This is a genomic window from Saccharopolyspora terrae (assembly GCF_004348435.1).
In the GTDB taxonomy this organism is placed as follows: domain Bacteria; phylum Actinomycetota; class Actinomycetes; order Mycobacteriales; family Pseudonocardiaceae; genus Saccharopolyspora; species Saccharopolyspora endophytica.
Genome location: NZ_SMKS01000012.1, coordinates 13,315 through 28,795, shown reverse-complemented (window position 1 = coordinate 28,795; position 15,481 = coordinate 13,315). Strand labels below are relative to the sequence as shown.

Below are 15,481 nucleotides of genomic sequence, written 5' to 3'. Positions count from 1 at the left end.
GCGAAAACCGTGCTTTGACCGGGCTCGAACGCCGACCTATGTTTGCTCCGCCAGGCCGTTCTTCCCGGGTGACGCCCGGGCCGAGGCCCGGAACCGCTGCGGAGGGGACGACGTGAGCGAGCACGAAGGCATCGGCAGCTGGATCACCCGTCGCGCCCTGATGACACCGGGCCGCACCGCCGTGGTGTTCGGCGAGCGTTCCCTGACCTACGCGGAGCTGGCGGACCGGGTCGCGCGGTTGGCGGACCGGTTGCGCGCTGCCGGTGTGCGTGCCGGGAGCCGGGTCGCCCACCTCGGCACCAACCACCCCTCGTTCGTCGAGACGATGTTCGCCACCCACCAGCTCGGCGCGATCTTCGTGCCCCTGAACTTCCGGCTGGCGCCACCCGAGATCGCCTACATGCTCGACGATTCCGGAGCCGAGGTGCTGGTCTACGGCCCCGGATCGCGCGAGGTCGTGCGCTCGATCGCCGATCCGCCTGGCGTGGTCGTCGCGCTGGAGGGTCCCGAACGCGGGGAGCTCGATTACGAGACGTGGCTGAACGAGGGCGACACCGCTCCTGCGGACGTGCCGGTCAGCGGCGAGGAGATCGCGCTGATCCTCTACACCTCCGGCACCACCGGGCACCCCAAGGGCGCCATGCTCAGCCACGCCAACCTGGTGTGGAACGCCTACAACCTGCTGGTGTGCGTGGACATCACCAGCGAGGAGCGAACCCTGGTCAGCGCTCCGCTGTTCCACGTGGCCGCGCTGGACCAGTGCCTGCTGCCGACGCTGCTCAAGGGCGGGTGCGCGGTGATCACGCCGAGCTGGGACGTGGACCGGGCCTTCGACCTGATCGAGCGGAGGGGGATCACGCTGCTGTTCGGCGTGACCACCATGTTCGCCGGAATGGCCGCCTCTCCCCGGTGGGCGGAGGCGGACCTGTCGTCGGTGCGGACGGTGATGACCGGTGGTGCAGCGGTGCCGGACACGCTCATCCGCACCTTCCAGGAGCGCGGACTGGTGTTCTGCCAGGGCTACGGGATGACCGAAACAGCGCCGGGCGCAACCTTCCTGGAGGCGAGCGAGAGCACGCGGAAGGTCGGATCGGCGGGCGTGCCGACCATGTTCACCAGCGTCCGCGTGGTGCGCGACGACGGCTGTGACGCGGAGCCCGGTGAGCCGGGCGAGGTGCTGATCAAGGGACCCAACGTGAGCCCGGGTTACTGGCGCAAGCCCGAGGCCACCGCGGCATCGCGCACCGATGACGGGTGGTTCCGCTCCGGGGACGTGGCGAAGCTGGACGAAGAGGGTCACCTCTACGTCGTGGACAGGGTCAAGGACATGTTCATCTCCGGTGGCGAGAACGTGTATCCCGCCGAGGTGGAGAACGCGATCTTCGCCCATCCTTCGGTGATCGAGGTGGCGGTGATCGGAGTCCCCGACCCCACGTGGGGAGAGGTCGGGTGCGCGTACGTGGTGTGCGAGTCGGGTGGTGGTCTGACGTTGGACGAACTGCGGGAGTTCTTGACCTCGCGTCTGGCGAAGTACAAGATCCCGCGGGAACTTCGCGTCGTGGACGGATTGCCGAAGACGGGTTCCGGGAAGGTGCAGAAAACACGGCTGCGTTCCTCTCGTGGTGCGTGAACGGGTGCGATGAGCGGTGACGGTCGTCGTCGCTCGTCCCCGGAGCGGTCCGGGCGTTGGTTTCCCACTGTGGAGTTATCAAGGAACAGGTTCGCTTCGAACTGGTGTACCCATTGTGCCGTGCGGTCGAACGACAATGCGACCGAAAATCGACGCACGATCAGGTGAGTTCGATCGTCACTCCGCGAAACCGCTTGATAGACAGCACCATTGAGTGACCACGATGGACGAATCCACAGGTCGCCAGGGTGTTTCGGGTCCGGTTCGCCAGACGTGGACAGTCACCCGATATTCCGAACCGGAGCGGGCCGTAGATCGTTAGCATGAGATTCGAAGGACCGGCTCAGCGATCCGCGCGCTGCGGCAGGCCGTCGGTACATCGACCACGGAGGTTCGATGGACAGCGCCCCGACACCGGCACGTCCCTGGCGCACCGCGCTCCTCGCCGGAATGGCCTCGTTCCTCGACTCCAGCGCCCTGGTGACCGCCGGGATCGTCGTCGGCACGCTCTACGCCGAGGACATGGGCCTGTCGGACGGGCAGATCGGACTGGTCCTGGGCCTGCAGACCATGGCGTTCGCGGTCGGAGCGCTGTTCGGCGGACGGCTGGGGGACCGCTTCGGCCGTCGCCGGGTGTTCACCTGGTCGATGGTGGTCTACGCGGTCGGTGCCGCGCTGTTCGCCGTGGCGGGCGGACCGACACCGCTGATCATCGGCGCCGTGGTCATCGGACTGGCGATCGGAGCCGACCTCCCGGTGTCGCTGGCGATGATCAACGAGCAGGCGCCGGAGGGGAAGAAGGCCACCCTGGTCGTGTTCTCCTCGGTGCTGTGGAACATCGGCATCGCGGTGACCATGCTGCTCAGCGCCGCGCTCTCCGGCCTCGGCGCCACGGGAGGGCGGGTGCTGTTCGGCTACCTCGTCGTGGTCGCGCTCATCGTGCTGGGGCTGCGGTTGACGATGCGCGAATCGGCCGAGTGGCAGGCCGCGCGGCGAGCGGTCGAGGTCGGTGAAGCGGTGCGGTTCCGCGACCTCGCGCAGCTGGTGCGGCCACCGCTGCTCATGGGACTGCTGGCCACCGGCCTGTACTACGCGATGTGGAACGTCGGGGCGAACACGATGGGCCAGTTCGGCTCGTTCCTCTACGTCAACGTCGGCGGCGGGGACGTGGCGACGTACTCGCTGGTGAGCACGATCGGCCTCGGCGTCGGGCTGGCCGCCGGGTTCGTGTTCATGCGCTTCGTCGACACCGCCGCGCGTCCGCACATGTTCGCCGCAGGTTCGGCGATCATCGTGCTCGCCTGGATCTTCCCGCTGGTGGCCGGGTTCAACGAGTTCTCGCTGCTGGCAACGCTTCTGCTGTCCGGGCTGGGCAGCTCCTTCGCGGGGGAGACCCTCTACAAGGTGTGGTCGCAGGAGCTGTTCCCGACCCTGCTGCGCGGAACGGCGCAAGGGTCCACCATCGCCTTCGGCCGCGTCGCGGCTTCGCTGGTCGGCTTCGGCACACCGGCGCTGGCGTCGGCCAGCCCCGCGTTGACCTTCACCGGTCTCGCACTCCTGGCGGCCTTCGCCGGTGCCATCGGCCTGCTCTGGATACCCCGGCTTCCGGGTGCGCGCCAGCTCGCGGCCGCCGGACGCTGAACACTCGTGGAGAGGAACTCGTGGAACCGCACACCCCTGACGGAACCAGCCGCTCCGCGTCCTGGATCGGCAGGTGGACCGACCCGGCCCACCGCATCCGGCGTTCGATCGACTCCGACGCGATCGCCTGGATCGGGCCGGGGGAGTGGCTGGGGCAGACCTTCACCACGCCGGGGAGCTTCACCGCGGTCTGCGCGGACCTGGTCTGCGACGGCGAACCGCGCGGCCGGTGGGAGCTGCGCGACTCCAGCGGCGAGGTCCTGGCGAGCGCGGTGATCGAGGTGGGCGGGTTCCGCTGGGACCGCTTCGCGCACCACCTCGAACTCGCCGAGCCCGCCGCACCGGGGGACTACCAGGTCACGCTGAGCCTGGAGGCCGGGCGGGTCGGCTGGCGGACGCGCACCGCGCCCGCGCCGGCGTTCGTGGACGACGGCGTGTCGCCGCTGCCGGTCCAGGGGGTCGCGCTGCGCGACGGAGTCCCCGAACCCGGGACCCGCGCGATCGGTGTGGAGACGGTTCCCGCCCCGAACCCGGTGTTCCGCGCGGTCTTCGACGTTCCCGACGACGCGCGCGACGCACGGCTGACGGCGGTGGGTCTGGGCTACGGCGTGTTCCGGATCAACGGCGGCGCGGTGACCGAGGACGTCCTCGAACCCGCCCAGACCGCCTACGATCGCACCGTCCTGCACCGCACCTACGACGTCACGTCCCTGCTGGTGCCCGGTCGGAACACGATCACCGCCGAGCTCGGCCGCGGCTTCTACGCGGCTCGGGGGGCCAACACCTGGGGCTGGAACCTGGCTCCGTGGCACCGGGAACCCGTGCTGCTCGCGCAGCTGGAACACCTCGATTCCGCGGGGGCCGTCCACGTGATCTCCTCGGGCCCGGACTGGGAGGTGGCGGCGGGGCCGACCACCGAAGACCTGCTCTACACGGGTGAGACGGTCGACGCGACCACCGAGATGCGCTGGGAGCGGGCGATCGTCGTACCGCCACCCGGCGGGCGGCTGCGCGCGGCCACCGCACCACCCGTCCGCCGCACCGAAATCCGCAGCTCGCAACGGGAAACGACCGTCGGCGACACCACCGTCCACGACTTCGGCACGATCCTCACCGGACGCGTGCGCTGCGAGATCAGCGGTGAGCCGGGTGCGGAGGTCGTCGTGCGCTACGCCGAGCAGGCGGCCGAGGACGGTTCGGTGCGCTGCGACAACGTCCTGGCCGCGGGTGAGGCCCAGGTGGACCGGTACGTGCTCGGGTCGGGGCCGGTGACCTGGGAACCGCAGTTCAGCTACAAGGGGTTCCGCTACCTGAGCGTGCAGGTCCGCGGCGACGCCTCGGTCAGCGAGGTGCGGGCGGTGCGGCTGGCCACCACCGTCGAGCGAACCGGGTCCTTCGTCTGCGAGGACGAGACGCTGAGCTGGATCGACGCGGCCACCGCGCGCACGTTCCTGAACAACCTGCACGGGGTGCCCACCGACACCCCGGTGTACGAGAAGAACGGCTGGACCGCCGACGCCCACCTGGGCACCGAAGCCGTGCTGCACCACTTCGACCTGCGGGATTCACTGGTCAAGTGGCTCGACGACCACGTCGACGCGCGCGACGAGGCGGGGATGGTGCCGATGATCGTGCCCACCCCGGGGTGGGGGCGCGAACCCGATCCGGCGTGGAGCGCCTCGATGGTGCTCATCCCGTGGAACCTCTACTGGGAGCACGGGGACCTGGCCCTGCTCCAGCGCTACGGCGATCCGATCCGCGCCTACGCCGACCGGCTGCTGGAGCTCGCCGAAGGCGGGCTGTGGCGCGGTGACAGCTGGGGCGACTGGCTCTCACCCGGGCACTGGCACGCGCCCGAGGGACCCGAGCCGACGGCGACGATGATGCTCCACCGCGTCACCACTCGCACCGCCGAGATCTGCCACGCGCTGGGCCTGGACGGTGAGGCCGAGCGCTACCGCGACGCCGCGCGCAGCATCGCCGCCGCCTACCACGCGAAGTTCTTCGACGAGCTCAGCGGGACCTACCGCTCACCCGAGGCCGGGTTCCGGCAGTCGATGAACGTGCTGCCGCTCGCCTTCGGCGCCGTTCCGGGCTACGTCGCCGGAGCTGTGGGCGCCGGTCTGGTCGACGACATCGAGGAGCGCACCCACGGGCACCTCGACTGCGGGGCCGTGGCCGCCAAGCACCTCCTCGGGGTGCTCGCCGACGTCGGTCGCGCCGACCTCGCGGTGACCGTGGCGACCCGGCCCGACCGGCCTGGCTGGGGGATCTGGCACCGGCTGGGGATGGAAACCCTGATGGAGGCGTGGGACGACACCGCTCGTTCGCACAACCACTACTTCCTCGGCGCGGCCTCGGCGTGGATCCAGCAGCGCGTCGGCGGGTTGCGCTCCACCAGCCCCGGCTGGCGGACCTTCGACATCGCCCCCGTGCAGGACGACCGCGTCACCTGGGCCGACGTCCGGCACGTCACCCCGCACGGGCACGCCGGGGTGTCCTGGCGGCGGCGTGAGGACAACTGGGAGTTCGAGGTGGAGGTCCCCGAGGGCAGCGTCGCCACGCTGCGGCTGCCCGGGCAGCCGCCGGCCCGGTTGCCGGCCGGGCGTCACGGGCTCAACCGGCCGGCCACGCCCGGGGCGGGTCGCTAGGCGGGCAGATGTGGGCGGGCACCGCGACGTCGGTGCGCGGGGACCTGCGGAAGATCGCCCGCAGCAGCGAGGCCAGGGAGTACCGCGTCAGGTCGCGGGTCCTGCTGGCCACCCACGGCACCCCCTTGATCAGCAGCCACCGGATGTGGTCCAGGCGCGTCACCGGCACACCGCCCGAGCAGGTCAGCGACACCTCCGAGGGCACGGGCACGCCCTGCTCGGCCAGGCCCGTCGCGAAGGCCGCCGCCAGCATCCGGTGCCCCAGCTCGGAGGGGTGCAGCCGGTCCACGCTCCACGCGGCGGGGTGGTAGGCGCCGGGCAGCCGGTCCAGGTCCACGATCGCCGCGCCGTGGGCCTCGGCGACCGAGGTGAGGATGCGGTTGAGGGCGTCGATGCGCCGGTTCAGCAACCGCCGCAGCGGCCCCGGCAGCCGGAACACCCTGGCGTGATCGTGGTACCGGATCGTCACCACCGCCGCGCCCGCCGCGACCAGCGAGCACATCACGTGGTTGAGCTGCTGCCACAGCAGCTCGGCGTTGAAGTCCGAGCGCATCGTGTCGTTCATGCCGATCATCACGATCGCCGCGTCCGGTTCCACGCGCAGCGCGTCGGGCAGCTGCGTGTGCCAAACCTCGGCGACGCGGGCACCGCTGGTGGCCAGGTTGGTGAAGCGGGCGGCCTCGACCGCGTCGGCGAGCAGCGGTGCGAAGCCCCGCCACCGGCCGCCCGGAACCGGGTCGCCCATGCCAGCGGCGACGGAGTCGCCGAGGACCGCGAGGCTGCGTACTCGTCGCGAGCCGGGGAGCCCGGTGGTCATCGCGTTGTGCACCTGATCATCGTGAGCCCGGCGGTTCCTCGCGGGGTAAGGCGAGGGTGAAGCCGGAACGACCCTTCGGCGAAAACTCCGGTGGTGCGATCCGGGCGGTGCGGTTCTGGTCCGGGCCGAGGTCCGATTCGTCCGGTCGGTTCAGACCAGAACCGCCCGCTGGCGGCGTGATCAGCGGTTCCGCACGGCTTCGGCGAGGTTCAGGACGATGCGTTCGAGGATCGGGCGCGGAGTGGCGAAGTTGAGGCGCGCGTGACCGCGTCCCTCCTCACCGCACGCGGGGCCGTCGGTGAGCACGACGCCCGCGTGCTCGCGGAAGAACTCGCCGGGGTGGTCGCCGAGTTCGAGCGCGCGGAAGTCCAGCCACGCCAGGTAGGTGCCCTCGGGGTGCCGGTAGCCGACCTCCGGCAGGTGCTCGGCCAGCAGCGAGGTGACCGCCCGGCGATTGCCGTCGAGGTAGTCCAGCACCTCGTCGAGCCACGGCTGCCCCGAGTCGTAGGCGGCGGTGTTGGCGATGAGCCCGAGGTTGGAGGCGCCGTCGGTGGCGTGCGGGCCCAACGCGTCCAGCGCCGCCGCGTCGGCGTCGTTGGAGATGATCAGCTGCGCGCACTTCAGCCCCGGCAGGTTCCACGCCTTGGAGGCCGAGGTCGCGGTGATCGTGTGGCCGGCGGCGGTGTCCGACAGCGACGCGTACGGGACGTGCCGGTGACCCCGGTAGACCAGCGGAGCGTGGATCTCGTCGGAGAACACCCGGCCGCCGTTGCGGTCGACGACCTCGCAGATCGCGGTCAGCTCGTCCGGGGTGAACACCCGGCCCAGCGGGTTGTACGGGTTGCACAGGATCAGCAGGTTCCCGCCTGACTTGAACGCCGCGTCCAGCGCGTCGAGGTCGAACACGAACCCGTCCCCGTCCAGGGCCATCGGAACGGTGATCAGTTCCCGGTCCATCCCGCCGGGGACCTTCAGGAACGGCATGTACGCCGGCGTGGGCAGGATGACCTTGCTACCGGGGGCGCTGAAGTGCTCGATGGTGAGCTTCAGCGCGCGGATCACGTCGGGGATCGCGTGCACGCGATCGGGCGACGGCCGCCAGTCGTGGTGCGCGGCCTGGTACTCGGCGCAGGCCCGGGACATCTCGGTGGCGAGCCGAGGCGGCTGGTAGCCGAAGTTCAGCGAATCGACGCCGGAGTGCAGGGCGTCCAGCACGGCCGGTGCCGTGCCGAAGTCCATCTCCGCGACGAACGCCCCGATCGCGTCGCCGTGCAGCGTCCATTTGAGACTGCCCCGCGCGCGCAGGTCGTCGATGGTCACGGCGTCGAAAGCGTTGCCCAACACTGGTCCTCTCCACAGGTGCTTCTCGAACCAGTGTGAGGCGTAGGGGGCGTCGTTGTAAGCCGGGATTTCGACGTAACCGCGCTTGGCGTACAGCCCACGGGCTTCGACCAGATCGGAGCGGGTGTCCAGCCGGATCGCGTGGTAACCGAGAGCGGTGGCGTGCTCCTCGACCGCGTCGAGCAGCACGCCACCCAGTCCTCGTGCCCGGAGCCCAGGCCGGACGTACATCCGCTTGAGCTCGGCGACGCCGGGCGTGAGCTCGCGGATCCCCGCGCACCCGAGGACGTCCGGTCCGTCGCGTGCGACCAGGAAGACCCCCGTCGGCGGGTGCAACCCGTCGTCGGGGTCCTCGGCGATCGCCTCGTCCACTTCGGCCTCGGTGGCCGGGCGGTCGTAGTAGCGGCTGGCCATCTCGTCGGTGTACTCGCGCAGCAGGGCTCGGACGAGCGGCTCGTCCACCGCCGCCGGAACGACCTTCACATCCGTGGGCACCCGATGATTGTCACCGCCGCGTCCAGCGAATTCGTCAGCCGAACTCGACGCCGAAGACGTTGAGCAGGCTGTAGATGCCCAGCAGTGTGATGGCGATGCTGCTGACCAGCAGGACGAGGTTGAACCAGCGCCCGCCGTGCAGCTCCGGGTCGACCTGGGTCTTGCGCAAGTACCAGGTCGCGATCACCACCGCGGGCAGGAAGATGCCGGTGGCCACGCCGCCGATCTGCACCATCACCACCGGGGAGGAGATCGACAGGTACGTCGCGCCCCACAGGATCGGCAGCACCACGATGAACCCGCGGACCCACTTCTCGCGGGCCACCGGGTTGTTCCAGTCGAGCACGCCGAGCGTGGCCAGCACGTTGGTGTACATCCGCGACCAGCTGGGGATCGAGGCCCACAGGGTGGAACCGAGCACCGCGATCGCGCCGATCAGGAAGCCGATGGCCGCCCACTCGCCGATGACGTCGGTGTACATCTGCGAGAGCGTGGTGATCATCTCGTTGCCCTCGAGCACCAGGCCCTGCGGGTTGAGCACCGCCGCGCCCATGATGAAGAACGCCAGCGTGCCGACCGTGTAGATGATCCAGGAGACGAAGACGTCCTTGTACATCACGCGGATCCAGCCCTGCGCGCGCGCCTTCCACTCCGGGCTGCCGTCGTTGGGGCCGACCCAGCGGGCGTAGCCCTTCTCCACGCACCAGTAGGTGTAGAAGGTGATCTCGTCGGCGCCGACGCCGGTGATGCCGAACATCGCCACCGCGGCCCCGATGGCGCCTGCCGGGATGGTGAAGGTCAGGCCGCTGAGCACGTCGTCGCCGCCGTAGCTGAACGGCGTGAACGGCAGTCCCAGCGCGATGACCACGGTGGCGATCGAGAACACCACGACCAGCGCGAACGCGCCGCGTTCGATGAGGTTGTAGCTGTTGGAGTACAGCAGCGCGATGCTGCCGGCCACGACGATGACCGTCCACACGCCCAGCGAGGTGGCGCTCAGGGGTTCACCGCCGACCGGGATGAGCATGCTCAGGGCCGAGGCGGTGCCGCCGACGATGCCGCCGATCTGCAGGAACTTCGACAGCGCCATGAGGATCCACAGCACGTTGATCCAGCCGAGCTTGCCGATCTTGGGCGGTACCTCGTTGAAACCGGTCAGCGCCGGTTTGCCGGTGAGGATGGTCCAGCGGGCGAGTTCGGCCTGCACGGCGACCTTCACGGCGGTGGACAGGATCACCATCCACAGCAGGACGAATCCGACCTTCGCACCGAGAGCGGTGGTGGCGATGAGTTCGCCGGATCCGACGATCGAGGCGCTGACGATCAGTCCGGGGCCGAGATAGCGCAGGCTCCCGGCCCATCCGGTGGGCGGCTCCTTGATGCCGTCTGCGGTGAGGAGGTAGGGATCGGCGTTGGCGCTCGCGACCTTGGTTCCCATCGGGCACTCCCTTGTGCCTAGAGGTGTTGCAAGAGGCGTCAATTTTCACGTGTGTGAAAGTTTTTGTGAGGTTGTGAAAAGCTACCCACGCGAACACAGCCGGTCAATCGATGTTGCGAGACGGGGAATTTTCCTTCCGCTTGCTCGGTTGATCACCTGTCGGCGCCGCGGTTTTCGACCGCTGCCGGTGTTCGTCCGGAGGGATAGGGTTTTTCGCATGGTGGGTTCATTGCTGGGGACCGAGGTTCAGCGCGTCGAAGATCCGGATCTGCTGCGCGGCCGGGGCACCTACATCGGCAACCTCGAGGTGGAAGGGCTGCTGCACATCGGCTTCGTGCGCTCCCACCTCGCGCACGCTGAGATCGCCGGGATCGACGTCTCCGCGGCCGCCGAGGCGTCGGGTGTCGTCGGCGCCTACACCGCCGCCGACCTGGACCTCCCGGTGCCCGCACCGTTCGTGGAGGTCAACCCGAAGGTCGTCCGGCCGCCGCTGGCCACCGATCGGGTGCGGTTCGTCGGAGAGCCGGTCGCGGTCATCGTGGGCGAGTCGGCCGCGGCCGTCGCCGACGCGGTCGAGCTCGTCGACGTCGACTACCGCGAACTGCCGGTGGTCGCCGACATGGAACGCGCGCTGGACGACGACGCCGAGCGGCAGTTCCCCGACCTCGGATCGAACATCGCCGCCGGATACCGCGACGGAGCGGGGGACTCGGTGCTCGAGGGCGCGGACGTGGTGGTGCGGGCCCGCATCGAGAACCAGCGCGTCGCCGTCGTCCCGCTGGAGGGCAACGCCGTCGCGGTGCAACCGGGTGGGCCCGATGCGGAGCACGACATCACCGTGCACGTCTCGACCCAGATGCCGCACGGCGTGCGCAGCGGTCTGGCCAAGGCGTTCGGGTTCGACGACGACCGCGTGCGGGTGATCTCGCCGCACGTCGGCGGCGGTTTCGGCGGCAAGGCCGGGGCGATCTCCGAGCACGTGGTGGCGGTCGGGCTCGCCCTGAAGCTGGGACGTCCCGTCCGCTGGGTCGAGGGCCGCTCGGAGAACATGCAGGGCATGCCGCACGGACGTGGCCAGGTGCAGTACGTGGAGCTGGGACTGCGCCGCGACGGCTCGATCGTCGGGATGCGCTGCCGGGTCGTCGGGGACTGCGGCGCCTACGCCGGTTTCGGCGGATCGCTGGCGCTGGGCCCGACGCGGACCATGGCGCAGGCCGTCTACGACATCCCCAAGATCAGCTACGACGGCATCGCCTCGCTGACCAACACCACGCCCGTCGGTGCCTTCCGCGGGGCCGGGCGCCCCGAGTCCGCGGCGATGGTGGAGCGGATCATGGACCTGGCCGCCGCCGAGCTGGGCATGGACCCGGTCGCGTTGCGGCGCAAGAACTTCCTGGTTCCGGAGAGCTTCCCGTACAGGACGCTGACCGGGGCCACCTACGACAGCGGCGAGTACGCGGTGCCGTTCGACGAGGCGCTGCGGCTGGCGGGCTACGACGAGCTGCGCGCCGAGCAGGCCCGCCGCATCGAGGCCGGGGAGCACAAGCTGCTGGGCATCGGGGTCAGCGCCTACGTCGAGATCACCGGTGGTGGTGCCGGCGAGTACGCCGAGGTCGAGGTGCACGCCGAGGGCGCCCGCATCCGGGTCGGCACCTCCGCGCACGGCCAGGGGCACGCGACGGCCTTCGCGATGATCGTCAACGACACGCTCGGCATCCCGATGGACGCGATCGAGTTCGTGCAGTCCGACACCGCCGAGGTGCCGCGCGGCGGTGGCACCGGCGGTTCCCGCTCGTTGCAGATCGGCGGGAGCGCGGTGCGCGAGGCGGGCACGGAGGTGCTGCGGCGGGCCAAGGAGATCGCGGCCTCGAAGCTGGAGGCCGACGTGGACGACATCGAGGTCACCGACGGCGGTGCGCTGGGCGTGGCCGGTGTGCCGAGCGCGACCGTCGCCTGGGCCGAGCTGGTCGAGGCCGCGGCGCAGGAGGGCGAGCGGCTGGCGGCCAACGTCGACTTCGCCCCGGGCGGCGCGACGTTCCCGTTCGGCGGGCACGTCTCGGTCGTCGAGGTCGACGTCGAGACCGGGCAGGTCACGCCGCTGCGGCACATCGCCGTCGACGACTGCGGACGGATCCTCAACCCGATGCTGGTGCGCGGCCAGCAGCACGGCGGCGCCGCGCAGGGCATCGCCCAGGCGCTGTGGGAGGAGGTCACCTTCGACGCCGACGGCAACCCGGAGACCGCGACCCTGGCCGACTACGCGATCCCCTCGGCGGCGGACCTGCCGTCCTTCGAGGTGTCCAACACCGAGACGCTGACGCCGCTGAACCCACTGGGTGCCAAGGGGATCGGTGAATCGGCGACGGTCGGCTCCACCCCGGCGGTGCAGAACGCCGTCGTGGACGCCGTCAAGCACCTGGGCGTGCGCCACATCGACATGCCGACCACGCCCGAACGCGTCTGGCAGGCCATCCGCGAAGGTGCTGCGGCGACGTGCTGGCAGGAGCCGCCGGCGGCCTTCGGGACCCTGCCGGTCCGCGGCGACGACACACCGGACGAGGAGGAAGCGGTCGTCTGAGGCGCGGGTTCGGGCTCCGATTCGAATTTCGCGCGAAATTCGAATCGCCCTGGTCAGGGAGTGATGAGTGCGGAGGTCTTGATGAGCTGGGAACTCTCCGAGGTGTACGAGTCGCCGCACGGGAAGGTGCGGTGGGACAGCTTCGGGGAGGGGGAGACCGTCGTGCTCATGCACGGAACGCCCTTCTCCTCCTTCGTGTGGCGGGACGTCGCCAACGCGCTGAGCGCCCGGTACCGCGTGCACCTGTGGGACATGCCCGGCTACGGCAGCTCGGCGAAGTTCGAGGGGCAGGACGTGTCGCTGGCCGCTCAGCAGGAGGTGTTCACCGGGTGGCTGCGGCACTGCGGGCTCAACGAGCCCTCGGTGATCGCCCACGACTTCGGCGGCGCGGTGTCGCTGCGCAGCGCCCTGCTGGACGGGGTGCGTTACCGGCGCCTGGCGCTGCTGGACGCGGTGAGCGTCCGGCCCTGGGGTTCGGAGTTCTTCCGCTTGGTCAACGCCAACGCCGAGGTCTTCGCCGCGCTGCCGCCGCACCTGCACGAGTCGCTGGTGCGCGGCTACCTGACCACCGCCGCGCACCGCGAGCTGAGGCCCGACGTGCTGGACCGGATGGTGGCGCCGTGGCTCGGCGAGGACGGCCAGCCCGCCTTCTACCGGCAGATCGCCCAGGCCGATGAGCGCTACACCCGGGAGGTCGAGGACCGCTACGGCGACCTGGACTTCCCGGTGCTCGTCGGTTGGGGCGAGAACGACACCTGGCTCCCGGCCGATCGGGCCCGCGAGCTGGCGCGGCGCATCCCGCACGCTCGGCTGGAGTGGATCCCACAGGCCGGACACCTCGTCCAGGAGGACAACCCGGCGCGGGTGACCGCGCTGATCATGGAGTTCCTCGCTTCCTGAACGTCCAGCATGCGGGAACCCCGTCTCGGGACGTGGTCGCCGAAGGTTTAGAGTGTCGTTCGTCCGTTCGTGTTAATCAGGAGGTTCGGCGCAATGGCTGTCGGCCACACCTCGCAGGTGCGAGGTTCCGGGGATCCGGGGTCGAAGACCCCACGCAACTCGACCCGACAGGTCGTGCTCGCCAGCCTCGTGGGCACCTCGATCGAGTTCTACGACTTCTACGTCTACGCCACGGCCGCGGTGCTGATCTTCCCGAAGCTGTTCTTCCCCGCGGGTGACGAGACGGCGGCCACGCTGAACTCGCTGGCGACCTTCGGCATCGCCTTCGTCGCCCGGCCGGTGGGCTCGGCGCTGTTCGGCCACTTCGGCGACCGCATCGGCCGCAAGGCGACGCTGGTGGCGTCGCTGCTGACCATGGGCATCTCGACGGTGCTGATCGGTCTGCTGCCCGGTTACGCGCAGATCGGCATCGTGGCGCCGCTGCTGCTGGCGCTGTGCCGGTTCGGGCAGGGCCTGGGCCTGGGCGGCGAGTGGGGTGGTGCGGCGCTGCTGGCCACCGAGAACGCGCCGCCGCGCAAGCGGGCGCTGTTCGGGACGTTCCCGCAGCTCGGCGCGCCGATCGGGTTCTTCTTCGCCAACGGCCTGTTCCTGGTCCTCTCCGGCGTCATGTCCGACGCCGCGTTCGCCTCGTGGGGCTGGCGGATCCCGTTCCTGGTCTCGGCGGTGCTGGTGATCGTCGGCCTGTGGGTGCGGCTGAGCCTGAACGAGACCCCGGCGTTCGCGAAGGTGCTGGAGAACAACGAGCGCGCCAAGGTGCCGTTCGTGCAGGTCTTCCGCACCGACTTCAAGGCGCTGGTGCTGGGCACGTTCATCATGCTGGCGACCTACGTGCTGTTCTACCTGATGACGGTGTTCTCGCTGTCCTACGGCACCTCCGACTCCGGCCTGGGCTACGAGCGCTCGACGTTCCTGGTGATGCTGCTGGTCGGCGTGGTGTTCTTCGGCCTGACGGTGCCGGTGGCCGGTCTGCTGGCCGACCGCTACGGCCGGCGTCCCACGCTGGTGGTCACCACCATCGCGATCATCGTGTTCGGCCTGCTCATGGGCCCGTGGTTCGGCACCCACTCGACCACGGCCACGGTCCTGTTTCTGGTGGTCGGCCTCGGTCTGATGGGCATGACCTTCGGCCCGATGGGTGCGCTGCTGCCCGAGCTGTTCCCGACCGCGGTGCGCTACACCGGCGCCTCGGTGTCCTACAACCTGGCCAGCCTGCTGGGCGCCTCGGTCGCGCCCTACATCGCCACCTGGCTGGCCGGCTCCCACGGACTGGGCTGGGTCGGTGTCTACCTCGCGGTGGCCGGCGCGGTCACCCTGCTCGCGCTGCTGGCCAGCCGCGAGACGCGGGAGAAGTCCCTCGACGCCTGAGAAACCGGTTGATGAGGCCCCGTCCGGCACCGTCCGGGCGGGGCCTCATCGCTAGTCGCCGGTCTTGCCGTCGACGGCTTCGCGGACCAGGTCCGCGTGGCCGTTGTGCCGGGCGTACTCCTCGATCATGTGGAGGAAGATCCAGCGCAACGACAGGTGCTCACGCCACCTCGGCAGCCAGAACGCGGTGTCCAGCGAGTCGACGGACCGCTCGATCTCGCGGGCGCGCTCGACCTCCGCCTCCCACGCGCCGAACGCCTCCGCGGTGTCGGCATCCGAGACGTCGAAGGCGACCTGGAAGTCCTCCTGCGCCCACACCCGCGTCAGGTCGTGCTCGCCGTTGACGCACAGCCGGAACCAGATGCGCTCGACCTCGGCCATGTGCCGGACCAGGCCGAGCAACGTCAGCGTCGACGGGGACGAGGCGGGCCGGCGCAGCTGTTCGTCGGACAGCCCCTCGCACTTGCTCGCGAGGATGCCGCGGTGGTGGTCGAGGAAGCCGCGCAGCGTCTCGCGCTCGCCGCCGGTCATCGGTGGATCGATCTGCTCCATGCGAGCAGTGTCC

At 70.1% G+C, this 15,481-nt stretch carries 10 protein-coding genes; 6 read left to right on the top strand and 4 right to left on the bottom strand.

Annotated elements, in window-relative coordinates:
- Nucleotides 1–112: 112 nt before the first annotated feature.
- From E1181_RS10165 to E1181_RS10155, 3 genes are all read left to right on the top strand, one after another.
- Nucleotides 113–1,630, top strand: coding sequence for an acyl-CoA synthetase (locus E1181_RS10165; protein WP_132673736.1), 1,518 nt, complete (start codon nt 113–115; stop codon nt 1,628–1,630).
- A gap of 396 nt (nt 1,631–2,026) precedes the next feature.
- Complete coding sequence (locus E1181_RS10160) at nt 2,027–3,271, top strand: MFS transporter (protein ID WP_132673735.1); 1,245 nt, start codon at nt 2,027–2,029, stop codon at nt 3,269–3,271.
- Nucleotides 3,272–3,291: 20 nt separating this feature from the next.
- Entirely contained in the window at nt 3,292–5,922 is a 2,631-nt protein-coding gene (locus E1181_RS10155; protein WP_165944582.1) for a family 78 glycoside hydrolase catalytic domain, read from the top strand.
- Here E1181_RS10155 and E1181_RS10150 read toward each other — a convergent pair.
- The 3 genes from E1181_RS10150 to E1181_RS10140 all read right to left on the bottom strand — a co-directional run bounded on the left by E1181_RS10150 (nt 5,888) and on the right by E1181_RS10140 (nt 10,013).
- A complete protein-coding gene (locus E1181_RS10150) occupies nt 5,888–6,751 on the bottom strand; it encodes an SGNH/GDSL hydrolase family protein (RefSeq protein ID WP_235876662.1) in 864 nt (287 codons plus the stop codon). The two genes, E1181_RS10155 and E1181_RS10150, sit on opposite strands and share 35 nt — an antisense overlap.
- A 168-nt stretch (nt 6,752–6,919) precedes the next feature.
- On the bottom strand, nt 6,920–8,575 hold the full coding sequence (locus E1181_RS32755; RefSeq protein ID WP_132673733.1) for an aminotransferase class I/II-fold pyridoxal phosphate-dependent enzyme: 1,656 nt from the start codon (nt 8,573–8,575) through the stop codon (nt 6,920–6,922).
- A 34-nt stretch (nt 8,576–8,609) separates the two neighbouring features.
- Nucleotides 8,610–10,013 (bottom strand): Nramp family divalent metal transporter, encoded by a 1,404-nt coding sequence (locus tag E1181_RS10140; protein WP_132673732.1) that lies wholly within the window; start codon nt 10,011–10,013, stop codon nt 8,610–8,612.
- A gap of 217 nt (nt 10,014–10,230) precedes the next feature.
- Between E1181_RS10140 and E1181_RS10135 the strand changes: the two genes are divergently transcribed.
- The 3 genes from E1181_RS10135 to E1181_RS10125 all read left to right on the top strand — a co-directional run bounded on the left by E1181_RS10135 (nt 10,231) and on the right by E1181_RS10125 (nt 14,916).
- Entirely contained in the window at nt 10,231–12,591 is a 2,361-nt protein-coding gene (locus E1181_RS10135; RefSeq protein ID WP_132673731.1) for a xanthine dehydrogenase family protein molybdopterin-binding subunit, read from the top strand.
- A gap of 81 nt (nt 12,592–12,672) precedes the next feature.
- Nucleotides 12,673–13,491: an alpha/beta fold hydrolase gene (locus tag E1181_RS10130; RefSeq protein ID WP_207922095.1), complete on the top strand. Its 819-nt coding sequence runs from the start codon at nt 12,673–12,675 to the stop codon at nt 13,489–13,491.
- Between the two features lie 93 nt (nt 13,492–13,584).
- Nucleotides 13,585–14,916 (top strand): MFS transporter, encoded by a 1,332-nt coding sequence (locus tag E1181_RS10125; RefSeq protein WP_207922094.1) that lies wholly within the window; start codon nt 13,585–13,587, stop codon nt 14,914–14,916.
- A 51-nt stretch (nt 14,917–14,967) separates the two neighbouring features.
- Here E1181_RS10125 and E1181_RS10120 read toward each other — a convergent pair whose 3' ends face one another.
- Nucleotides 14,968–15,468, bottom strand: a complete 501-nt coding sequence (locus E1181_RS10120; RefSeq protein ID WP_132673729.1) for a DinB family protein — start codon at nt 15,466–15,468, stop codon at nt 14,968–14,970.
- Between the last annotated feature and the right edge of the window lie 13 nt (nt 15,469–15,481).